General features: G+C 42.6%; 21 protein-coding genes and 1 other RNA gene. 9 read left to right on the forward strand and 13 right to left on the reverse strand.

The window, feature by feature from the left end; translation table 11 throughout:
* Positions 1-60: 60 nt before the first annotated feature.
* The 4 genes from recR to apt all read right to left on the reverse strand — a co-directional run bounded on the left by recR (position 61) and on the right by apt (position 3,669).
* The gene (gene recR / locus AAY47_RS03085; RefSeq protein ID WP_047766783.1) at positions 61-669 is read right to left on the reverse strand and encodes a recombination mediator RecR; all 609 of its coding nucleotides are present in this window, start codon (positions 667-669) and stop codon (positions 61-63) included.
* Positions 669-998, reverse strand: coding sequence for a YbaB/EbfC family nucleoid-associated protein (locus AAY47_RS03090; RefSeq protein ID WP_047766784.1), 330 nt, complete (start codon positions 996-998; stop codon positions 669-671). The genes recR and AAY47_RS03090 overlap by 1 nt, the downstream gene beginning before the upstream one ends.
* A gap of 47 nt (positions 999-1,045) precedes the next feature.
* Positions 1,046-3,019, reverse strand: a complete 1,974-nt coding sequence (gene dnaX / locus AAY47_RS03095; RefSeq protein WP_047766785.1) for a DNA polymerase III subunit gamma/tau — start codon at positions 3,017-3,019, stop codon at positions 1,046-1,048.
* Positions 3,020-3,117: 98 nt separating this feature from the next.
* Positions 3,118-3,669 (reverse strand): adenine phosphoribosyltransferase, encoded by a 552-nt coding sequence (gene apt / locus AAY47_RS03100; RefSeq protein ID WP_047766786.1) that lies wholly within the window; start codon positions 3,667-3,669, stop codon positions 3,118-3,120.
* A 161-nt stretch (positions 3,670-3,830) separates the two neighbouring features.
* On the opposite strand from apt, the gene priC reads away from it, so the two are divergent.
* Positions 3,831-4,373: a primosomal replication protein PriC gene (gene priC / locus AAY47_RS03105; protein ID WP_047766787.1), complete on the forward strand. Its 543-nt coding sequence runs from the start codon at positions 3,831-3,833 to the stop codon at positions 4,371-4,373.
* A gap of 20 nt (positions 4,374-4,393) precedes the next feature.
* Positions 4,394-4,558 carry a pleiotropic regulatory protein RsmS gene (gene rsmS / locus AAY47_RS20335; RefSeq protein ID WP_072059730.1) on the forward strand — a complete coding sequence of 55 codons (165 nt, stop codon included), beginning with the start codon at positions 4,394-4,396 and terminating at the stop codon, positions 4,556-4,558.
* A 114-nt stretch (positions 4,559-4,672) separates the two neighbouring features.
* Here rsmS and AAY47_RS21945 read toward each other — a convergent pair whose 3' ends face one another.
* Both AAY47_RS21945 and acrR read right to left on the reverse strand, forming a co-directional pair.
* The gene (locus tag AAY47_RS21945; protein ID WP_160300189.1) at positions 4,673-4,840 is read right to left on the reverse strand and encodes a hypothetical protein; all 168 of its coding nucleotides are present in this window, start codon (positions 4,838-4,840) and stop codon (positions 4,673-4,675) included.
* Entirely contained in the window at positions 4,837-5,487 is a 651-nt protein-coding gene (gene acrR, locus AAY47_RS03110; RefSeq protein WP_152669754.1) for a multidrug efflux transporter transcriptional repressor AcrR, read from the reverse strand. The genes AAY47_RS21945 and acrR overlap by 4 nt, the downstream gene beginning before the upstream one ends.
* Before the next feature lie 142 nt (positions 5,488-5,629).
* On the opposite strand from acrR, the gene AAY47_RS03115 reads away from it, so the two are divergent.
* The 4 genes from AAY47_RS03115 (at position 5,630) to AAY47_RS03130 (ending at position 11,254) form a co-directional block, all read left to right on the forward strand.
* Positions 5,630-6,829 (forward strand): efflux RND transporter periplasmic adaptor subunit, encoded by a 1,200-nt coding sequence (locus tag AAY47_RS03115; protein ID WP_047766789.1) that lies wholly within the window; start codon positions 5,630-5,632, stop codon positions 6,827-6,829.
* A 14-nt stretch (positions 6,830-6,843) separates the two neighbouring features.
* On the forward strand, positions 6,844-9,993 hold the full coding sequence (locus AAY47_RS03120; protein WP_047766790.1) for an efflux RND transporter permease subunit: 3,150 nt from the start codon (positions 6,844-6,846) through the stop codon (positions 9,991-9,993).
* Between the two features lie 641 nt (positions 9,994-10,634).
* Positions 10,635-11,003: an Hha toxicity modulator TomB gene (gene tomB / locus AAY47_RS03125; protein ID WP_047766792.1), complete on the forward strand. Its 369-nt coding sequence runs from the start codon at positions 10,635-10,637 to the stop codon at positions 11,001-11,003.
* A gap of 47 nt (positions 11,004-11,050) precedes the next feature.
* On the forward strand, positions 11,051-11,254 hold the full coding sequence (locus tag AAY47_RS03130; RefSeq protein WP_047766794.1) for an HHA domain-containing protein: 204 nt from the start codon (positions 11,051-11,053) through the stop codon (positions 11,252-11,254).
* Positions 11,255-11,343: 89 nt separating this feature from the next.
* Here AAY47_RS03130 and ffs read toward each other — a convergent pair.
* Positions 11,344-11,440: signal recognition particle sRNA small type (gene ffs, locus AAY47_RS20340), an RNA gene on the reverse strand.
* A 543-nt stretch (positions 11,441-11,983) separates the two neighbouring features.
* On the opposite strand from ffs, the gene tesB reads away from it, so the two are divergent.
* The gene (gene tesB, locus AAY47_RS03135; protein ID WP_047766797.1) at positions 11,984-12,838 is read left to right on the forward strand and encodes an acyl-CoA thioesterase II; all 855 of its coding nucleotides are present in this window, start codon (positions 11,984-11,986) and stop codon (positions 12,836-12,838) included.
* Positions 12,839-12,913: 75 nt separating this feature from the next.
* Here the strand turns inward: tesB and amtB are convergent, their stop codons facing one another.
* From amtB to AAY47_RS03160, 5 genes are all read right to left on the reverse strand, one after another.
* Positions 12,914-14,194 (reverse strand): ammonium transporter AmtB, encoded by a 1,281-nt coding sequence (gene amtB / locus AAY47_RS03140; RefSeq protein ID WP_047766798.1) that lies wholly within the window; start codon positions 14,192-14,194, stop codon positions 12,914-12,916.
* A gap of 14 nt (positions 14,195-14,208) precedes the next feature.
* Entirely contained in the window at positions 14,209-14,547 is a 339-nt protein-coding gene (gene glnK / locus AAY47_RS03145) for a P-II family nitrogen regulator (protein WP_047766799.1), read from the reverse strand.
* A 168-nt stretch (positions 14,548-14,715) separates the two neighbouring features.
* On the reverse strand, positions 14,716-16,485 hold the full coding sequence (locus tag AAY47_RS03150) for a SmdB family multidrug efflux ABC transporter permease/ATP-binding protein (protein ID WP_047766800.1): 1,770 nt from the start codon (positions 16,483-16,485) through the stop codon (positions 14,716-14,718).
* Positions 16,478-18,226: a SmdA family multidrug ABC transporter permease/ATP-binding protein gene (locus AAY47_RS03155; RefSeq protein WP_047766801.1), complete on the reverse strand. Its 1,749-nt coding sequence runs from the start codon at positions 18,224-18,226 to the stop codon at positions 16,478-16,480. Before AAY47_RS03155 ends, AAY47_RS03150 begins: the two co-directional genes overlap by 8 nt.
* 56 nt (positions 18,227-18,282) lie before the next feature.
* Entirely contained in the window at positions 18,283-18,756 is a 474-nt protein-coding gene (locus tag AAY47_RS03160; protein ID WP_047766802.1) for an Lrp/AsnC family transcriptional regulator, read from the reverse strand.
* 122 nt (positions 18,757-18,878) lie between these two features.
* Between AAY47_RS03160 and AAY47_RS03165 the strand changes: the two genes are divergently transcribed.
* Both AAY47_RS03165 and queC read left to right on the forward strand, forming a co-directional pair.
* Positions 18,879-19,931: a PLP-dependent cysteine synthase family protein gene (locus AAY47_RS03165; protein WP_047766804.1), complete on the forward strand. Its 1,053-nt coding sequence runs from the start codon at positions 18,879-18,881 to the stop codon at positions 19,929-19,931.
* Positions 19,932-19,963: 32 nt separating this feature from the next.
* Positions 19,964-20,662 carry a 7-cyano-7-deazaguanine synthase QueC gene (gene queC, locus AAY47_RS03170; protein WP_047766806.1) on the forward strand — a complete coding sequence of 233 codons (699 nt, stop codon included), beginning with the start codon at positions 19,964-19,966 and terminating at the stop codon, positions 20,660-20,662.
* 71 nt (positions 20,663-20,733) lie between these two features.
* On the opposite strand, the gene AAY47_RS03175 is transcribed toward queC, so the two are convergent.
* Positions 20,734-21,141 carry an acyl-CoA thioesterase gene (locus AAY47_RS03175; protein ID WP_047766808.1) on the reverse strand — a complete coding sequence of 136 codons (408 nt, stop codon included), beginning with the start codon at positions 21,139-21,141 and terminating at the stop codon, positions 20,734-20,736.
* Positions 21,142-21,195: the final 54 nt, after the last annotated feature.

Raw genomic sequence — 21,195 nt, forward strand, 5'->3', positions numbered from 1 at the left:
ATGGATGGCGGCATAATCCGCAGCACCATCCATAAAATCACCCATTAACCTGGAACAAAATCACAAGTTCGTGATTTTTTGACGGCCAGCCAGCGAATGAGACAGTGTTGTACCATCCACCATTTCAAGCTCTCCGCCCACAGGAACACCGTGAGCAATTCGGCTGGCTGTCACACCATATTGAGAGCACATTTCTGCAATATAGTTTGCCGTTGCCTCTCCTTCGACAGTGGGATTAGTTGCCAGAATGATTTCAGACAAGGTTTCAGAAGATAAACGTTCTTCTAAACGATCTAAACCAATATCCATTGGCCCGATACCATCCAGTGGCGATAAATGCCCCATCAGGACAAAATAACGTCCCGCAAACTGCCCCGTTTGTTCGATGGCATGAATATCTGCCGGGCTTTCCACTACACAAATCTGGCTATTTTGCTGACGACGGGGATTAGCGCAAATCGTGCACTGTTCCTGTTCCGTGAATGTCCGGCAATCCTGACAGTGACCAATTTCAGACATCGCTCGTGTCAGTGCCTGTGCCAATCGCATTCCACCACTGCGATCTCTCTGCAATAGATGAAATGCCATCCGTTGTGCAGATTTTGGACCTACGCCGGGCAAACAGCGCAGGGCTTCCATCAGAGATTCAAGAAGAGGGCTGGTTTGCATTAGAATGGCATCTTAAACCCAGGTGGTAATTGCATTCCACTGGAAACACCGGCCATTTTTTCTTTCTGGGTTTCTTCAATACGGCGAGCAGCATCATTGAATGCCGCTGCGATCAGATCTTCCAGCATATCTTTGTCATCGTCCATTAAACTTGGATCGATTTCAACCCGACGGCAGTTATGTGCGCCATTAATCGTGATTTTTACCAGACCCGCGCCAGATTCGCCTGTCACTTCCAGCTTTGCAATTTCTTCCTGCATTTGCTGCATTTTTTCTTGCATCTGCTGGGCCTGTTTCATCAAATTGCCCAAACCACCTTTACCAAACATAATTCTCTCTCTTCGCTATAGCCACAGCATAAAATACACTACGGCAGTTAAACAGGCCGGATACTGTCTTCATCCAATTCTGCATCGAATAGTTGCTGAAGTGTTTGAATCGTTTTATCCGAAATAATGGATTGACGCGCTTGTGCCAATTTTTCTTCATAAATGGCTTGTCGCCACTCCAGAGGCGTTTTTACCGCAGGATTATCATCTTCAATGATATTGATTTCAATAGGTTTTCCATGCAATTCACTTAATGCTTCGGTCAACACTGTCTGAGCCGATGCTGAATTAAGATGGCGCTGCTTTGAACGTAAATGCAGACAAAGACGATTTTCATCAATCTGTTCTTTAAATGCATTCAGCGCTACCTGTTGAACCAATTTGGGAATATGCAGCTTATCAATTTCCGCAGCCCATAGATCCCTTTGTTTCGATTCAATGGCCAGCTTTTCTACCAATTCTGCTGTTTTCTCGTGTTCCAGCGCCGCTTTGATCGTTTTTGGTGTCGCAGTCGGACGCGGCTTCTTCTCTTCTCCAGTATTGGTTGCTCGCCAGCGATAAGCTTCTTTTTTTACCGGATTAGCCGATTCAGGTTCCCGTGTTTCAGGGATATGGGATTGAGACTGTTGTTCTGCCACCGCCACCAGTCTCTCCAGCGCCGAACTTGCCGGCTTCGCCTTCGCAGACTCTGCCGGCTCAGGCTTTTTTGGTGGCGTATTTCCTTGACGAGTCAACGAACTTTTAGCGTGCAATAGTTTCGCTGTTGGACTGTTTGCAACGGAAGATTCACTGTCCATCAATTGTGGCACTCTCCGTTCAACACGTTCATTTTCTTCATTATTTGCAGTAAATTGATTTGAAGATAACTGGGGGGCTATTCCCATTGGCGCTACAGGGTTTTCCACAGTGGGTGGTAATGTTTCCTCAATAATGGTTTTGGGATGAAAAGCCAAGGCGCGCAATAACGCCATCTCCACCCCCATCCGTCGCTCTGGTGCATAAGGAAGATCCTTGCGCCCCACCAGTAACGCCTGATAATAAAGCTGCAAATCAGTCGGAGAAACTGATCTTGCCAGCAAACGCAACCGCCCTTCGGTTGAAGAGGGCTCACTTTCAGGTTGCTGAGGCAACAGCTGGAGCATGGCAATTCGATGCAACAGCGACAATGTTTCAACCAGTAGATGTTCCCAATCTACACCACGGGTTGCCACTTGTTCCACCAGTGCCATCATTTGCTGACCATCTGCACGCACCAACGATTCAATCATCGCTAATGGTTGGTCATCATCCAGCGTTCCCAACATCTGGCTGACGATATCCGATGTCAGCTTCCCTCCACCAAGAGCAATGGCCTGATCTGTTAAACTCAAGGCATCACGCATACTGCCATCTGCTGCACGGGCAAGTAGCTGACGGGCACGAGCATCGCTTTCTATTTGCTCTGCATCAAGGATATGCTCCAACTGGCTACTCATTTGATCCACGTCGAGTGTTTTCAAATGGAATTGCAGACAGCGTGAAAGAATAGTCACTGGCAGTTTCTGTGGATCTGTTGTTGCCAAAAGGAATTTCACATGTTCTGGTGGCTCTTCCAGTGTTTTCAACAATGCATTGAAACTATGGCGAGAAAGCATGTGAACTTCATCAATAAGGTAAACTTTGAAACGACCTCTGGCAGGCGCATATTGGACGTTGTCCAACAACTCGCGGGTATCTTCTACTTTTGTTCGGGAAGCAGCATCGATCTCAATCAGATCAACAAACCGCCCCTGTTCAATTTCAAGACAGTTGATACACTGACCACACGGAGCCTTGGTTATACCCGTTTCGCAATTCAGTCCTTTTGCCAACAGACGTGCAATAGTGGTCTTTCCCACGCCACGAGTGCCGGAAAAAAGATAAGCGTGATGAAGGCGTTGGTGTTCGAGACCATTCGCCAATGCAGTCAGCACATGTTGCTGACCGATCACATCAGAAAATATTTGTGGGCGCCACTTACGGGCAAGTACCTGATAGCTCATGAATACCGAGGAAATTGAACATGACTGTCTAACATGCTAGCACAGCCTCACCGTTAACGGCGAGGCTGATGTATCAATAATGCAAAAAAACAGAATAATCAGTGGCCGGGGAATTCAACGAGGGTGTAGCTGTCAACGCCTTGTTTTTTCAAACGTTCAACACCACCTAAATCCGGCAATCCAATAACGAATGCCGCTTCAGAAACTTGACCACCTAAACGGCGAATCAAACGTACCGTCGCCTCAATGGTGCCCCCCGTTGCCAGCAAATCATCAATAACCAGCACGTTATCCTCTTCCTGAATGCCGCTTTTATGGATTTCTAATGTATCTGTACCATATTCCAGATCGTAAGTTTCGCTCAATGTTTCACGCGGTAATTTACCTTTTTTGCGAACAGGAACGAAACCCACCCCCAGACGCAGGGCAACAGGCGCTCCGAATAAGAAACCACGTGCTTCAGTACCAACAATTTTCGTGATGCCTGTATTCTGATAACGAGCTACCAATAAATCGATTGTGGCTTGATAGGCCGCTGGATTATCGAGCAATGTAGTAATGTCACGAAAAAGTATCCCCGCCTTTGGATAATCAGGGATGGTTTCAATACTATCTTTAATTAATTGCAGTTGTTGTGCGTTAGCGGTCATAATTGATGCCAGCCAGGTTTAAAAAGAAAACGGTAAAATCTATTCAAACTGCCGAAAAAAAGCAACTGCCAAGCGAGCCGCTGCTTATATTTTGTTGACTTAAGTCAAGCTCCACACCTGAGTACTTTAACAGACAGATTATTAATGATAATGAGATGCTAATGGGCATACAAAATTTATTAAGTGTACTTGCAAAACAAGTCAGTACTCTGGAAAAAGAGCTAGCTTTACTGCCTGATATCCCTTTTTCCACTGCCCGTTTTGATCAAGTGTTATTTCACCATCGCAGCAATAAACTCGGTGGATACATGCAAGAAATCAGGCAAAATCTGGAACAATTGAAAGCCTGTATAAGCGATTATCGGATTGAACAAGTGAAGTTCCTTGCCGAGCGTTTAGTAACACAAATCGAGGCACTTAAGCGCGAGATATCCACCCAAGCGCTGCGAAAACAGGAAGATAAATTTGAGCGCCGATCACAAAAACAGGATCTTTATCAACGTCTGGCAGAACATCAAGATTATGAACGTCGTTTAATGGCAATGATTGATGACAGGGAATTACAGTTAAATAAACAAACTACACTTGCCAATAAGTACAAACTGCAAAAAGAAATTGCCGCCTTGGCGGGTAGGCTCGCCCGCTGCCGTCAAGCATTAATGCGAATCGAGAAGTCGATAGAAAAGCAAGAGCATTCAGATTAATCACAAAGGAAGCGGTAGCTATGGCTCTGGAACAAGCACCACCTGAAATACAACTCGCAGTAGATCTTATTTATCTGCTTGAATGTAACGAAATTTCTCCTGCTATCGCACTGGCAGCACTAGAAATCGTCAAACACGATCTTCAAGGGAAATTGAAAAAACAGGCCCGGCAATCTGAGGAATAAGCCTAACTCATGCTTGCTCTTCATTTATCTGGCTATTGGCTCCCATCATTCAATGGCTTCTGTACTTCCTGCAATTGCTGCATGTGGCGGAATAGCACATTTTTTCTGAGTAAATCACAATCCAGTCTCAGTTGATTCTATTTTGTCAAAGAAAGAGTGCGCTTTTTCCAAATCAGCTATCGATACCTTTCCTTCAACTGTATACGCCTTACGCTCCGTCAGGATCTTAAGCTGATTTTGAATATCATTATGGGCTGGAACACCGTTGCGGGATTCCTTCAAGCTTCGTTTTCTTCAATGTTCCGCAAATGGTGGCTGTATTTAAGTGTATCAATGAAACTATCCACTAAATGAGCAGATTGCTCTTGAAGATTAAAACTGCCCGGTGAGAATGACCAGTTCTCAAATATCCCTGTCATCAATGCTCTCAACATGATGGCAGAACGTCTGAAATCAAGATCATAGGGTAGCTCTCCAGATTGAATACAAGCAAATAACATTTTTTCAATCTTCTGGTGATCAGAAATGCACATTTCCCTAATATCCTCTACTAATGGAGATATTTCTCCAACGAATTCACATTTATGGAAAAAAATTTCCATTAATTGTCGAATCTGAGAATCATCAATCATCATTTTTAACATGGCAATTAATAAATATCTCAACGCAATAAGTGGATTATCAGGATATTTTGATTGATACTCTTTCTCTAGTTCGTCTATTTTATGCTCTGGCATTCTACAAACAACAGAAAGTAGATCTGTTTTATTTTTAAAGTGCCAGTAAATTGCTCCGCGCGTTACATCAGCGGCAGTTGCGATATCGGATAGCGAGGTAGCCGAGACACCACGCTCAGAAAAGAGCTTTATCGCAGCATCTATAATTTGCTGACGGGTTTGATTTGCTTGCTGTTTAGTTTTTCGTGCCATTTTAGTGCCATAAACTTTGTTTTTGACGGAGGCTGATTTACATACATTCATGTATGTTTGTACTATAGCACCCATTAACCAACGAAGTAATGATTTCACTTGTTAGATTAGCGAATCAACATTGAAAAATTGAGGTTTACTTATGCGAAAGAACAGGGGAGTTTTGCCTCTGGCCACATTACTGATCATTTCAGGCAGTTTCATTCTTTCAGGATGTAATGACAATAAAAATACACAGCAAGGGGCTGCTGGCCAGCATGTTCCTGAAGTGGGTATCGTAACGCTGAAGGCGGAACCTCTAACGGTCATCACAGAATTACCCGGCCGAACCTCGGCTTATCGTGTTGCCGAGGTTCGGCCCCAAGTCGGCGGCATCATACTGAAACGTAACTATAAAGAGGGAAGTGATGTGGTTGCTGGTGAGTCGTTATACCAAATAGATCCCGCAACTTATCAAGCAGAATACAGTAAAGCCAACGCAAGTTTAGCCAGAGCGCAAGCCAACGAGAATGTTTCCCGCTTGACCGTTGAACGCTATCAATCCTTGCTAGGCACACAGTACGTGAGTAAGCAGGAATTTGATAAAGCAAATTCAGAATATGCGCAGGCAAAAGCAGATGTTCAGTCCTCTCAGGCTGCATTGGAAAATGCCAGAATCAACCTGGCATACACCAAGGTAACCTCCCCTATTTCTGGGCGTGCGGGTAAGTCCACCATCACAGAAGGAGCACTGGTTTCAGCAGGTCAGCCAACAGCTTTAACGATTGTTCAGCAGTTAGATCCTATCTATGTTGATATCACTCAATCCAGTGACGACTATCTGCGGTTCAAAAATGAAATTGCAAAAGGAACCGTTCAAAAAGAGAGCAAAAAGACCAAAATCCATCTAATCACTGACACCGGACAAGAATACAGTCAAGAAGGTTACCTTGAGTTTTCTGACGTGACGGTTGACGAAACAACAGGCTCTATCACTATGCGAGCTGTGTTCCCAAACCCGAATGAAGAATTACTGCCAGGTATGTTTGTTCGCACTAAGTTAGAAGAAGGTGTACGCAAAAATGCGGTTTTGGTTCCTCAGCAAGCTGTTACCAGAACACCTCGTGGTCAAGCAACCACACTGATTGTCGATAAAGATGACAAAGTAGAATTGCGTAATATCAATGCGACTCAGGCAATTGGTAACAAGTGGTTGGTGGCAGAAGGTCTGAAAGCTGGAGATAGAGTAATCGTCACGGGATTGCAGAAAATAGCGCCGGGAATAACGGTCAAGCCAACGGAAACAGATTTGAATGCTAGTCCTACGGCTAATCAAGCTGAGTCCGCAAAAAAGCCTCAATAAGGAGTCGGTGATTCATGCCTAAGTTTTTTATCGAACGGCCAATATTTGCATGGGTAATCGCGATTATCACCATGCTATCTGGCTTGCTGGCAATCATGAAATTACCCGTGGAGCAATATCCTGATATTGCCCCACCAGCCATTTCCATTTCAGCCGTTTATCCTGGAGCTGATGCAGCAACAGTACAAAATACTGTAACACAGGTTATTGAACAGAATATGAATGGCATCGATAATCTCGTGTACATGTCTTCCAGCAGCGATTCTGCGGGGCACATGAATATCATGCTGAGCTTTGAAGCAGGCACAGATCCAGATATCGCGCAAGTTCAGGTTCAAAATAAACTGCAATTGGCAATGCCGCTATTGCCTCAAGAAGTTCAGCAACAAGGTGTTAGTGTTGATAAAACCACCAGTTCGTTTTTGATGGTAGCCGGTTTCATCTCTCAAGATGGGTCCATGACCCAAGATGATATCGCTGACTATATCGGGGGCAGTGTTAAAGATAACTTGAGCCGTGTTACTGGTGTGGGCGAAACAATGCTCTTCGGTACGCAGTATGCTATGCGTATCTGGCTCAACCCTGACAAATTGCTCAACTATAAAATCACCACTCAAGATGTTATCAGTGCAATCAAGGCGCAGAATAATCAGGTTGCGGCCGGGCAATTAGGAGGAACACCACCGGTTCCAGGTCAGCGTTTAAATGCTTCGATCATCGCCCAAACTCGTCTGAATTCGGCAGAAGAATTTGGCAACATTTTGCTGCGCATGAATCCCGATGGTTCACAAATTCGTTTGCATGATGTCTCTACTATTCAATTAGGCGCGGAAAATTACAGTATCATTGGTCGCTTTAATGGCAAACCGGCAGCAGGCATTGGTATCAAACTGGCAACTGATGCCAACGCTTTAGATACTTCCAAAGCCGTTAAAGAAGCACTGGCTGAGATGCAACCTTTCTTCCCACATGGGTTAACTATTGTCTATCCGTATGACACCACGCCATTCGTTAAAATTTCTATTTTCGAAGTGGTGAAAACATTGGCAGAAGCCATTCTGTTAGTGTTTATCGTCATGTACCTGTTCCTGCAAAACTTCCGAGCTACCTTTATCCCAACGATTGCGGTTCCGGTTGTACTGCTTGGTACATTTGCCATTCTTGCTGCGTTTGGCTATTCCATCAATACGTTAACCATGTTCGCTATGGTACTTGCCATAGGCCTGCTCGTGGATGATGCCATTGTTGTAGTGGAAAACGTCGAACGAATCATGCAGGAAGAAGGGCTATCACCGAAAGAAGCCACCAAAAAATCAATGGGGCAGATCCAAGGTGCTCTGGTCGGTATCGCACTGGTGCTTTCCGCTGTATTTGTACCAATGGCCTTCTTCGGAGGTTCAACAGGCGCGATCTACCGCCAATTCTCAATCACGATCGTTTCAGCAATGATATTGTCTGTGCTGGTAGCATTAATCCTGACCCCGGCATTGTGTGCCACGATGCTCAAGCCTGTTGCCAAAGGCGGCCATGGAACTCACACAGGATTCTTTGGTTGGTTTAACCGTCTGTTTGAACAGAGTACACATCATTATACTGATAGTATCGGTCGGATGTTACGTGGCACCGGGCGCTATTTGGTGATCTATGTCATGTTGATCGCGGGCATGGCCTGGATATTTAAGAGCCTGCCATCCTCCTTCTTGCCAGAAGAAGATCAGGGGGTTTTACTGGCAATGGCCCAATTACCACCTGGCTCAACTCAGGAACAGACACAAAAGGTATTGAATGAAATCAATGACTACTTCTATACCAAAGAGAAAGATGTTGTTAAATCTGTGTTTACAGTTAATGGCTTTGGTTTTAGTGGTCAGGGGCAAAATATGGGTCTGGCCTTTATCAGCTTAAAAGATTGGGAATTACGTAAAGACCCGAAAGATAAAGTTCCGGCCATTGTTGCCAGAGCAAATGCGAATTTTGCTCAAATCAGGGAAGGTCTTGTCTTTGCGTCCAATATTCCTTCAATTGTAGAGTTAGGTTCTGCCAGCGGATTTGACTTCCAGTTGATTGATAAAGGAAATCTGGGACATGCAGCACTGACAGAAGCACGCAACCAATTACTTGGTATGGCTGTACAACACCCAGATATGCTGACAAGTGTCCGCCCCAATGGTCAAGATGACACACAACAATATCGCCTTTATATCGATAAGGAAAAAGCAGAAGCCTTGGCTGTATCCACAACAAATATCAACTCAACCCTGAGCACGATGTTTGGCGGTGCTTACATCAATGACTTTATCGACCGCGGTCGAGTCAAAAAAGTCTATATTCAAGCTGATTCTCCTTATCGTATGTTACCAAGCGATATCAGCAAGTTGTATGTTCGTAACTATCATGGAGAAATGGTACCGTTTTCTGCGTTCATAGATGCATCAAAAGAGCCTTGGATTTATGGTTCACCACGTCTGGAACGCTACAACGGTCTTCCTTCTATGGAAATTGTGGGCGAAGCAGCGCCGGGCCAAAGTACTGGTGACGCAATGGCACTTATGGAGCAACTGGCAGCACAATTACCATCAGGAATTGGCTATGACTGGACCGGAATGTCCTATCAAGAACGTTTATCCGGTAACCAGGCTCCTGCACTGTATGCACTGTCATTGATTGTCGTATTCCTTTGCCTGGCAGCATTATATGAAAGCTGGTCTGTTCCGTTCTCGGTCATGCTAGTCGTCCCTCTGGGGGTTATCGGTGCATTACTGGCAACATCAATACGTGGACTGGATAACGACGTTTACTTTAAGGTTGGATTATTGACGACTATCGGGTTGTCTGCGAAAAATGCCATCCTTATCGTCGAGTTCGCCAAGGATTTAATAGAAAAAGAAGGCAAGGGATTAATAGAAGCAACTCTTGAAGCAGCCAGAATGCGCTTACGCCCAATCCTGATGACTTCTTTAGCCTTTATGCTTGGCGTTATGCCTCTGGTATTGAGCAATGGCGCAGGTTCAGGTGCACAAAATGCTGTAGGAACGGGAGTATTAGGTGGAATGATCGCAGCGACATCGTTAGCAATTTATTTCGTCCCTGTATTTTTCGTTGTCATTAAGCGGCGGTTTACGAAAAAAAATGAGGAGCTTGAACACATTTCACCCCCTCACTAAATTCAGTTATGTTAAAAAGGCCACTTATGTGGCCTTTTTAACGAGTAAAAATGCCTTCAAACAGCAAATTACAGGATGACAATATCTGCGTTAAAATTCATTCATAGTCTAATTAAAATAAATACTTATGAATGAGTAAGCGGTTTAAAAAGACAACATCTTCTGTTTTTTATAAAAAACAGAAGATGAGCGGGTAACTTTCCTTGTTTTTTCTTGATTACACCTTTAATGGTAAAAAGTGTTCCATCTCGATGGTGACATATGTAATAATGACGCTATATTGGTTTTGAAAGTCTCAATACAATCGCCTATAATGATTGTTGTGCTATTGCTACAGCATCTACTGTATTAGTATAATTTAATATATTTCACAGCATATGTGGATATGATTATCCTTCATAGCAGAATGCTGATGCTTGCCAGAAACGGGACTTTGCCAGAATTTAGTGTTTTTGTCATAACTAAACGTAAATGAGCTATTGTTAAAAAAAAAAAACAGTTGGCAGATAGGTAAAATAGAACATTAACATTAATAAATAATAATCATGTTTTGATAAGCTCTATTCTAAAAGAATGACTATAATAATTAGCATGTATAAGCCTTAGTTCAAATAAGCTATGCATCGTTTACGGGGGTGACTATGGATGAATATTCACCAAGAAGACATGATATTGCTGAATTAAAATACTTATGCGAAAATTTAATTCATGAGGCTTTTTCCGTCCTGAATCGCACTGATAATCATTGGATTCACGACCTGACCTCCGAGAAAAGTTTAAAACTAAACGAATTGATTGAACACATTGCAGCTTTTGTTTGGAGCTTTAAAATTAAATACTCAGACAACCACACTCTAAGCACCTTAATTGATGACTATCTAGATGAAACATATAATTTATTTGGAAGTGATAAGATAAGCTTTCTTGAGCTTACAAAATGGCAAAAAACAAACGAACACTTAACTAACGTTTTGTTACATGATTTGAACGCTTCTTTAAGTAGAATCTGATAAATATATTACTAACTATTTTTTATACCAAATAAGATAAGGCGATTATGACTAAAACTGACTATCTGATGCGTTTAAGAAAATGCACTTCTATTGAAACACTGGAACGTGTAATTGAAAAAAATAAATACGAGCTTTCGGAAGATGAACTTGAATTGTTCTACTCTGCGGCTGATCACCGTTTGGCTGAACTTACCATGAATAAACTCTATGATAAAATCCCATCATCTGTTTGGAAATTTGTCCGCTAGACTGTAATGTTCAGATAGAAAGTGACTTGAGCCGGTAGCTATTATCGGCTGACAGTATAATCTTATGATGAGCTTGGAATTGGTGAGGGCTCTGCCAGCTACATCCCGGCACACGCATCCCTTGCTATGGCTGCTTCTTTCCAGACCTGACCAAGTTAACAAGTTAGCGTTGCGGGAGAACCAACAGAGCCCCCATTGAAGTTAGCTTCAAATTTCGAAGCGGTGGTCATTATCTTTCAAACATGATGAAATAGCAAGGCAACTTCATTTGAATGCTGCTTTATTGCTCGTAACGTTGTAAAAATCATCAAAAAATTAATAATCCTACTAAACAGAATACCTTTAGCATTTTTTCAAGCTATAACTCACAGTAGATGAACAGCAAACAGGTGCAACAATAGATATATTTAATAACACTAATGAATCATTGCCATGTCATATAAAAACCACATAATTTCACAACTTTAACCTAAGTTAAATAACAGTTTCCCTATCCTTAGCATTTAAAATAAAAATAATCATACAAATCAAAAGATAAATCTACAAAGCAATACATTCGCATTATTTGATAAGCATTAATGAAATTAGCAGTGATAATTCACATCTAAAATAAAAACTCAAGGATAATTTCATTCACAACTTAATCCATTTATTTTCAAATAAATAAAAACTTATTATCCATAATCTTTCATTTATAATTTTCAAATACGCTAAAAGTAAAGGCATGTTATGAGTCAAGCATTACAAAACTTAATTAACTTGATACATTTAGAAAAAATAGAAGAAGGGATTTACCGAGGACAAAGTCAAGACTTAGGATTTCCTCAAGTTTTCGGTGGGCAAGTCATAGGCCAGGCGCTATATGCAGCAAAACAAACCGTCGCGGATGATAGAATGATCCACTCCTTTCATAGCTATTTTTTACGCCCAGGTGATAGCCATAAGCCCATTGTTTATGATATTGAAATATTGCGTGATGGAAAAAGTTTCAGTGCCCGCCGCGTCAGCGCAATACAAAATGGTCATCCTATCTTCTACATGACCGCGTCCTTTCAAGGACATGAAGCAAGTTTTGAACATCAAAATACTATGCCCCTGGTCCCTTTTCCCGAAGAGTTAGATCCCGAAGAAGACATTGTAAAAAAAATGGCTAACTCACTTCCGACAAAATTAAAAAAAGTTTTTTCCATGCCACCCTTGGAGATGAAATTCGTTCCTCTTCAAAGTCTACCTAGTCATTCATCCCAAATCCCTGTGCGTTATGTTTGGTTCCGTAGCAATGGAAAAATGCCGGAAGATCCATTCATTCACCATTGTTTGCTGGGCTATGCATCAGATTTAAATTTTCTGCCCACGGCACTACAGCCCCATGACGTAAAATTTATGGCGGAAAATATGCAAATAGCCACGATTGATCACTCAATGTGGTATCACCGCCCTTTCAATATGGATGACTGGTTACTTTATTCAATCGAAAGTCCATCAGCATCAGGGGCGCGTGGTTTTGTCCGTGGGCATATCTATAACCGCACAGGGGGGCTTATCGCTTCTGCGGTTCAGGAGGGAGTCATCCGTAAGCTATGATGAATTGAATCAATAGCCGTATGCCGTAATCAACTTTTCTGTTACTACGGCATACCTATTGGCAAATAAAAGTGCTCAGTTATAAGCGCTTTCACCATGTGAAGTAATATCAAGTCCTTCTCTTTCTGACTCGATGCTAATACGTAATCCAACCAATTTATCAGCGACCTTAAATGAAATATAAGCCGCTATGGATGACCAAACTATACAGACCAATATACTAATAACCTGAATACCGAGCTGCCTTAGCATTGTCATTCCTTCAGCAAACCCTGTTCCACCTAAAACTGGGGCAGTAAAAACAGCGGTCAATACACAACCAACAATGCCACATACTCCATGTACCCCAAACACATCACAAACATCATCAACACGTAACCACTTCTTCAGAATGACTACCCCCCACAAGCCTGCAATACCGGCAATCAATCCCATCACCAATGCACCACCGATACCCACTGTTGCAGCAGCAGGCGTAATGACCACTAACCCCGAAATACATCCAGAACAAGCCCCCAGAAGTGAAGGTTTCTGGCGAAATAGCCACTCACAGAAAACCCATGTCAACACGGCTCCCGCCGTGGCCGCCACCGTATTCACTAGAGCCAGCGCTGAAATGGCATTGACTTCACCAGTCGATCCCACGTTAAAGCCAAACCATCCAATATAAAGGATCGCTGTTCCAATAAAAGCCATTGGTAGGTTATGAGGTTTAAATGCTTCCCGCCCAAAGCCTGAGCGCTTCCCAAGTAAATAAGCACCAACCAAACCTGCTGCTGCCGCATTAATATGAACGACAGTCCCGCCAGCAAAATCCAAGGCTCCATCCTGAGCCAGCCAGCCGCCACCCCATACCATATGCGCCATAGGGATATAAGATGCGGTCAGCCATAACACACTAAAAATCAGCAATGCTGAAAACCGAATTCTTTCACATAACGCGCCTACCACCAAAGCAACAGTAATACAGGCAAATGCACCTTGGAAAACAACATGAATTAACTGATAAAAATTACCAGTTAGATCAGTTATGGATATATTTTTTAACATAACCTGACCAAAACCACCCCAAAAAGCGTTGCCTGTCTCAAAGGTCATGCTATATCCATAAATAATCCAAAGCACACAAACCAATGAAAAACTGACAATCACCTGTGACATCAGTGACAACACATTTTTGCTGCGTAGTAATCCCCCATAAAACAGGGCAATGCCGGGTATTGTCATAAAAAGTACCAGTATCGTATTTATTAACATAAATACAGTGTCTGCTTTATTAAAATGACTTTCCGCAGCAATAGCAAACGAAGGAAAACTGGCCACAATACACGCTATGGATAAAAATTTATGCTTCATTTTTTCCTCCTCATTTACAGTGCTGCATCATTCGTTTCACCCGTCCTGATCCTGACGGCATGCTGCAATTCAAAGAGAAAGATTTTTCCATCCCCCATTTTTCCGGTGAAAGCAGTCTGTTGAACAACATGGATAATTTCTTCAACTCGTTCGTCATTGGTAGCAATATCAATCTTAACTTTGGGCAAAAAATTAACGTTGTATTCAGCACCTCGATAAAGTTCGGAATGACCTTTTTGACGCCCAAATCCCTTTACTTCTGTTATAGTCATACCCTGTATACCTATATCAGCAAGTGCTTCCCGCACTTCCTCCAGCTTAAATGGCTTGATGATGATGGTAATAAGTTTCATATTTCCCCCGTTTTTCGCTACGTTTGTACAAGGGAATATGTGCAAGGGATATGCCAAAAGTTAAAAATGATGATTAATCAGTTTGTTATCGAAAAACATCGCTAAAGAGCGGATAAAAAAGGGAACAGAAAATGCATCTGCTCCCTATACGCAGCCTAAATATGCACACTAAACGTGCACTGATTCATTCAACGTCTCGCCAACTTGCTGGAGTTGGTACATTTGATAATAGCGTCCACGCTTTTCCAGTAACTGTTGATGCTGACCTTGCTCAACAATTGCACCACGATGCAGCACTAATATGGAATCAGCCTCAGTAATGGTTGAAAGACGATGAGCAATTACCACCAATGTCGTCTGTTTGCGGATCATGCTCAGCGCTTTCTGTACTGATTGTTCTGTCCCAGAATCAATATTTGCGGTTGCCTCATCCAAAATAAGGATCTGTGGCGTTTGCACTAAAACTCGAGCCATTGCTAAAAGCTGTTTTTGGCCGGCTGAAAGTGTATTCCCTTGTTCTCCCAAAACGAAATTCAAACCATCTGGTAAATGACGAACAAAGTCAGCTAATTGAACTAATTCTAGTACTTCCCATATTTTCTCTTCGCTGATATCCCGCCCTAGCGTGATATTGTTGAGGAATGACGCGGCCAAAACAACAGGATCTTGCTGCACCATTGCCACCCCATTACGCAACACGGCGTGAGAAAGCGAAGATATAGAGCGCCTGTCAAGATAGATCTCACCGTCTTGCCACGGATAGTACCCCATAATCAAATTAGCTAGAGTGCTTTTTCCACTCCCTGTATGCCCAACCAAGGCCACAAACCCATGTGAAGGAACATGCAGATTAATATCGCTTAAGACAAGTTTGTCACCGCGATAAGCAAAGTTTAAATTTTCAATATCAATTCTGCCACTTTCTAACGCCCGTAAATCGTTGCCATATTGCTGTTGTGGACTATCCATCAATTCGAAAACACGTTCTCCTGAAACCACCGCTTGCTGCAATACCGATTGCTGTGAAGTCAACTCAATCAGTGGCTCATTTAATCGCCCAAGATAGTTAATAAAAGCATACAGTACACCAACGCCGATAACCTCAGTGCCTTTGATACCAAACACTAAGAGCAGACCACACAATATTACGGCAGAAAAGAAACTCACTAATGGCCTTAATAAGATGCCATCTAGTCGTAAAGCCTGCATACGAGCCTGATAATGTGCCCGGTTGGTTGCTAACATTTTCTCGCCAAAACGAGCTTGCTGACGAAACTGCTGAATCACACTCATGCCATTAATGGCTTCATTGAAACCATCATTAATGTCAGCCAGATAACCGCGAACCCGCCTAACTATTGGGGTACTAAGACGCTGATAGATCACCATGACAAGCAAGACTGCCGGAAATATTACGATTGCAACACATGCCATACGCCAATTTAAAACAAACATGGCTATCAGCATGGCACCAATTAGTGCAGCACAGCGAAATACCATTGGAATCACATTAACAAACAGATCCTTAATGACCTCAGTATCATTTGTTACGCGGGATATCAGTTGTCCAACGGGTTGATTATCAAAAGCACTTAATGGCTGACGTAATGCTGAATCCATCACATCAGTACGAAGCTTCTGCACCACTCCCACAGATGCCTGATTAAAAAATAATGTTTGATAATAGTGTAAAGCCGCAGCAATAAGCTGCAAAATTAAGAAGATTGCGGCAAGCCCACCGACAATATCGAGCGGTAAATTTCCCGTTGCCACCATATTGTCGATAAAATAACTCACAAGCAGAGGTCCGCTTACCTCTGCCAATGCAGCAATCCACAACATCAATACAGCAATTAGCATCGGTTTACGGTAATTTTTGCCGTAAGAAAGTAAGCGCTTTAATGACGGCCATAGCTTACCTATATGAGTTTTAGTCATTTTCTCCACCCAATTCAGCTTCGAGTTGTTGGTAATGGTACATATCGGAATACCAACCTGATTGGGTGATAAGCTGTTTATGCTGGCCGTGTTGTACCACTGAGCCATGTTGCATAACCAAAATATTATCGGCTTCCGTTAATGCTGACAGCCGATGCGCACTGATAATAACAGTGCGCTGTTGCCGCCATTGGCTAAGATTTTTCATAATCTGGTGTTCCGTGTGACCATCAACGGCTGACAGTGCATCATCAAAGATTAAAATCTCTGTCTCTAACAGCAAAGCCCTGGCAATGGATATACGCTGTTTTTGCCCCCCGGAAAGCATCACACCGCGTTCGCCCACTTCCGTTTGATAACCTTGGGGCAATCGCAAAATATCATCATGTACACTTGCTAAACGAGCGACTTCTTCTATTTGCTCTTGGGTTGCATCCGGTCGTCCCAACGCAATATTACCTGCAACGGTATCCGAAAACAGGAAAGGAGTTTGATTGACAATAGCCAATCGTGAACGCCACTCTTCTATTCGAAGCGCAGAGATATTTTTTGACTGGAAAAGAATGGCTCCATCGGTGACATCAAACTGCCGTTGTAACAAAGCCAATAAAGTACTCTTCCCTGCACCAGTTGATCCACAAAGCCCTAATAACTGACCAGGCTCTAATTGAAAATGGAGATTTTCCAAAACAGGTTTATTACTTTGAGGATAGGTAAATTTGTTGATATTTGCCCGCAAGCTCCCCCGCTCTGAAGACAAAGACAACACACCATCTTCGGTTACTAGGGGTTCCTGCAACAAACTGCGGATACGTGTATAAGCAGCACTTCCTCTCTCAACAATGTTGAACATCCATGCCAATGCCAACATAGGCCAGATCATCAATCCCAGATACATGACAAAACTAGTCAATTCACCAAGGGTCATGGAACCCTTCACCACCATCCAACTCCCTCCACCGACAGCCAAGAGGTTTGCAACAGTAATAGCAATGAAAATGGTGGGATCAAAACGCGCATCTACACGCGCAACATGCATATTCTTACGCCCAGCATCAATAGCAACTTCTTCAAACTGGTTAGATTGAAGTTTTTCCAATCCAAACGCTTTTATCATACGGATACTAGTCAAACTTTCCTGCGCATGGTTATTCAGTACAGAAAATGCGCCTTGCGCAGATTTAAAACGATGATGAAGCTGATTACCATAATGCTTAATCGCCAAGGCCATAACAGGCATCGGCACTAGTGATAACAATGTTAATTGCCAACTGATCTCCACGCTCATGACAATTAGGACAGAACACCCCATAACTAATGCATCAACCAAAGTAAGGACTCCCTCACCTGCGGCAAAAACAACTCTGTCAACATCATTGGTTGCGCGCGCCATGAGATCGCCTGTTCTATGACGCAGATAAAATTCAGGATTCTGACTACTCAAACGCTTGTAGAAGTCACCACGCAGCTTAACAGCCAGCCGATAAGAAGCACCGAACAACCATACACGCCAAACATATCGCAGACCATAAATTGCCAAAGCAATGAACAGCATTAGCCCCAGCAACATTAATAGCTGACGGGAGGTCATTGTTTTTGAGCTAATGCCATCAACGATAATCCCGACTAAGTGGGGAGGAATGAGTTGCAGCACCGCAATCAAAACGAGGAAAATAACAGCACCCAGATAACGCCGCCATTCACGAATAAAATACCAGCTTAATTGTGAAAATAATCTCACACATCTATTCCCAAGGTAAAAATAAAAGAGTTAGCACCTACCGACCAAAGGGATCTTTATGATGTTACTGAATCAGGTATTGGCAGCGCCGTTGTATATTTGATCTTTTCCATGGCAAAGTTAGAAGTAACATCAATCAAACCAGAAACTCCATTTACCATACGTTTGTAGAAATGATCATAACTTTTCATATCAACAACTTCTATATGCATCAGGTAATCATATTCACCCGCCATGCGATAAAATGTTAAGACTTCTGGCATCTCTTTTATAAAGGAGACAAACTGTTCATACCACTCACTGCTGTGTTGTTGCGTTTTAATCATCACTATCACTGTCAAACCCAGACCGAGTTTTTCCCCATTTAACAAGGCAACCCTGCCAACAATATAACCTTCATCTTCAAGTCGTTTAAGACGCTTCCAGCAAGGTGTCGAAGTCAAATTAACGGCTTCAGCCAGTGCATTCAAGGATAGACTACAATCCTGTTGGAGCAGTGCCAGTAGCTTACGGTCTATTTTATCTAACATATCTAAATCCTATAGAAATATTTCCCAAATATAACGGATATTCTCAGAAAAATAACAATCTATTTCTCCAAATGTAAGGGTAATCTATATACCACTACGGTATTATTATTTAGGGTCAATTTATGTCGTCTTTATGGGCTACAAATGCCATAAAAGCTATCCAAGCTGATTATCAACGCAGCGCTGATACACATCTTATTCGTCTTAACTTCCCAATATTTCCGGGTATTTACCTCTATCTCAAAGATGAAAGCACTCATCCCACGGGTAGCCTCAAACATCGGCTTGCACGTTCCCTATTCCTTTACGCACTTACTAATGGTTGGATCCAGGAAGGAACGCCTATTATTGAAGCTTCATCTGGAAGTACTGCTGTTTCGGAAGCTTATTTTGCCCGCTTACTTGGTTTACCCTTTATTGCTGTTATGCCTTTCTGTACTGCTAAACGCAAAATTCAAGAGATTGAGTTCTATGGCGGTAAATGTCATTTTGTAGAGCATTCCGCCTTGATTTATCAAGAATCAGAGCGCCTGGCAAAAGAGCTTAATGGTCATTACATGGATCAGTTTACCTATGCCGAGCGAGCAACTGACTGGCGAGGAAACAATAATATTGCAGAAAGTATTTTCCGCCAGATGCAACTAGAGCCTTTTTCTGAACCAACTTACATCGTTATGAGTGCAGGAACAGGTGGCACATCTGCGACACTTGGGCGCTATATCCGCTATCAGGGATATAACACTAAACTCATTGTTGTCGATCCAGAGAACTCCGTCTTCTACGATTGCTACCATCAGAACCGCCGTGATATTTGCGGAGGTACTGGCAGTAAAATAGAAGGAATTGGCCGCCCACGCGCAGAACCTTCTTTTATCCCTACGGTTATCGATGACATGATCCAAGTTCCCGATCTTGCCACAATTGCTACCATTTATTGGCTTGAAAAATTAATTGGCAGAAAAACGGGAGCATCAACAGGAACTAACGTCTGGGGAGCCTTACAACTCGCCAAGCAAATGCACGATAACAACCAACAAGGGGCAATTGTGACATTACTCTGTGATAGTGGGGAACGCTATCTTGATACCTATTACAACCCAGAGTGGGTGCGTAATAATATCGGTGATATCACACAGTATCTAACACAACTACCCAAGTTAAACGGTTATGAGTAACATATCTCCTTCAATTTACAGAGGTAGGTATCATGAAACGAGCCGTTGTTGTATTCAGTGGTGGACAGGATTCCAGCACTTGTTTAATTCAGGCACTCCACCAATATGACGAAGTTCACTGTGTCACCTTTGATTATGGACAGCGCCATCATGCTGAAATTGATGTCGCTTGTCGTATAAGCAAAGAATTGGGCGCTGCCGCCCACAAAGTCCTTGATGTGACTTTATTGAACGAACTCGCCATCAGTAGCCTGACAAGAGACAATATTCCCGTACCCGATTTCAGTGAAAGTGAAAAAAGTGGCCTCCCTAGTACTTTTGTGCCTGGCCGTAATATATTATTTTTAACCCTGGCGGCAATTTATGCTTATCAGGTTGAAGCTGAAGTCGTTATTACTGGCGTTTGTGAAACCGATTTTTCGGGCTACCCAGATTGCCGTGATGAATTTGTTAAAGCACTCAATAAAGCAGTCAGCCTTGGTATCGCTCGTGATATTCGTTTCGAAACCCCTCTAATGTGGTTAACCAAAGCGGAAACTTGGGCATTGGCAGATTATTATCAAAAATTGGATTTTGTTCGCAATAAAACCCTTACGTGCTATAACGGTATTCAGGGTGATGGATGCGGTGAATGCGCTGCCTGCCATCTCAGAGCTGAGGGATTAAAGCATTATTTAAGCAATGCCCAAGCCACGATGTTAGATATGAAAGCCAAAACCCATCTCAGTTAATCGAAACGATCTCATCAACGTGATCTGTGAGAGGTTCGTGGAACCTCTCATTCCACATTTTTATTTTATCGTTATTCGGCATTGTTTTTATAGGCTTCCATCCTTTCTCGTAATTCACCTTCTAAAACTAACGCTTTTTGCGTTTTCAAATCAATACAAGCAAATGTAGTTAAAGCATCTGCAATAATTTGATTATCACCCCGGCGTATAATTTCCTGAAAAAATGTACCACTTTTATTACGTAACTCCCGCATCGAAGATTTCACTTCCAGCTCATCTGTCATCACGGCGGGATGGCGATAATTAATATTGATATTCACCACAACAAAACCAATATTCTTACGATTTAACCATTCCAGCGTGTCATCTTCAGTAAGTAAATCCCAGCGAGCTGCTTCCATAAATTCCAAATAACGAGCATTGTTCACGTGCTGGAAAAGATCAATATGGTAACCCCTGACTTTGATAATTGTACTCATTACTATTTTTTCCTTACACTCATCCGACCAGACAAAATGTAACAATAGCAAACC

Origin of the sequence: Xenorhabdus griffiniae (assembly GCF_001028135.1) — a bacterium.
Lineage (GTDB): Bacteria > Pseudomonadota > Gammaproteobacteria > Enterobacterales > Enterobacteriaceae > Xenorhabdus > Xenorhabdus bakwenae.

Coding starts and splice junctions, on each gene's coding strand:
- tomB (WP_047766792.1), top strand. CDS start 10,635: ATGGATGAATATTCACCAAGAAGACATGATATTGCTGAATTAAAATAC.
- AAY47_RS03115 (WP_047766789.1), top strand. CDS start 5,630: ATGCGAAAGAACAGGGGAGTTTTGCCTCTGGCCACATTACTGATCATT.
- amtB (WP_047766798.1), bottom strand. CDS start 14,194: ATGAAGCATAAATTTTTATCCATAGCGTGTATTGTGGCCAGTTTTCCT.
- AAY47_RS03165 (WP_047766804.1), top strand. CDS start 18,879: ATGTCGTCTTTATGGGCTACAAATGCCATAAAAGCTATCCAAGCTGAT.
- rsmS (WP_072059730.1), top strand. CDS start 4,394: ATGGCTCTGGAACAAGCACCACCTGAAATACAACTCGCAGTAGATCTT.
- queC (WP_047766806.1), top strand. CDS start 19,964: ATGAAACGAGCCGTTGTTGTATTCAGTGGTGGACAGGATTCCAGCACT.
- priC (WP_047766787.1), top strand. CDS start 3,831: ATGGGCATACAAAATTTATTAAGTGTACTTGCAAAACAAGTCAGTACT.
- acrR (WP_152669754.1), bottom strand. CDS start 5,487: ATGGCACGAAAAACTAAACAGCAAGCAAATCAAACCCGTCAGCAAATT.
- AAY47_RS03150 (WP_047766800.1), bottom strand. CDS start 16,485: ATGACTAAAACTCATATAGGTAAGCTATGGCCGTCATTAAAGCGCTTA.
- AAY47_RS03160 (WP_047766802.1), bottom strand. CDS start 18,756: ATGTTAGATAAAATAGACCGTAAGCTACTGGCACTGCTCCAACAGGAT.
- dnaX (WP_047766785.1), bottom strand. CDS start 3,019: ATGAGCTATCAGGTACTTGCCCGTAAGTGGCGCCCACAAATATTTTCT.
- AAY47_RS03130 (WP_047766794.1), top strand. CDS start 11,051: ATGACTAAAACTGACTATCTGATGCGTTTAAGAAAATGCACTTCTATT.
- recR (WP_047766783.1), bottom strand. CDS start 669: ATGCAAACCAGCCCTCTTCTTGAATCTCTGATGGAAGCCCTGCGCTGT.
- tesB (WP_047766797.1), top strand. CDS start 11,984: ATGAGTCAAGCATTACAAAACTTAATTAACTTGATACATTTAGAAAAA.
- apt (WP_047766786.1), bottom strand. CDS start 3,669: ATGACCGCTAACGCACAACAACTGCAATTAATTAAAGATAGTATTGAA.
- glnK (WP_047766799.1), bottom strand. CDS start 14,547: ATGAAACTTATTACCATCATCATCAAGCCATTTAAGCTGGAGGAAGTG.
- AAY47_RS03120 (WP_047766790.1), top strand. CDS start 6,844: ATGCCTAAGTTTTTTATCGAACGGCCAATATTTGCATGGGTAATCGCG.
- AAY47_RS03090 (WP_047766784.1), bottom strand. CDS start 998: ATGTTTGGTAAAGGTGGTTTGGGCAATTTGATGAAACAGGCCCAGCAG.
- AAY47_RS03175 (WP_047766808.1), bottom strand. CDS start 21,141: ATGAGTACAATTATCAAAGTCAGGGGTTACCATATTGATCTTTTCCAG.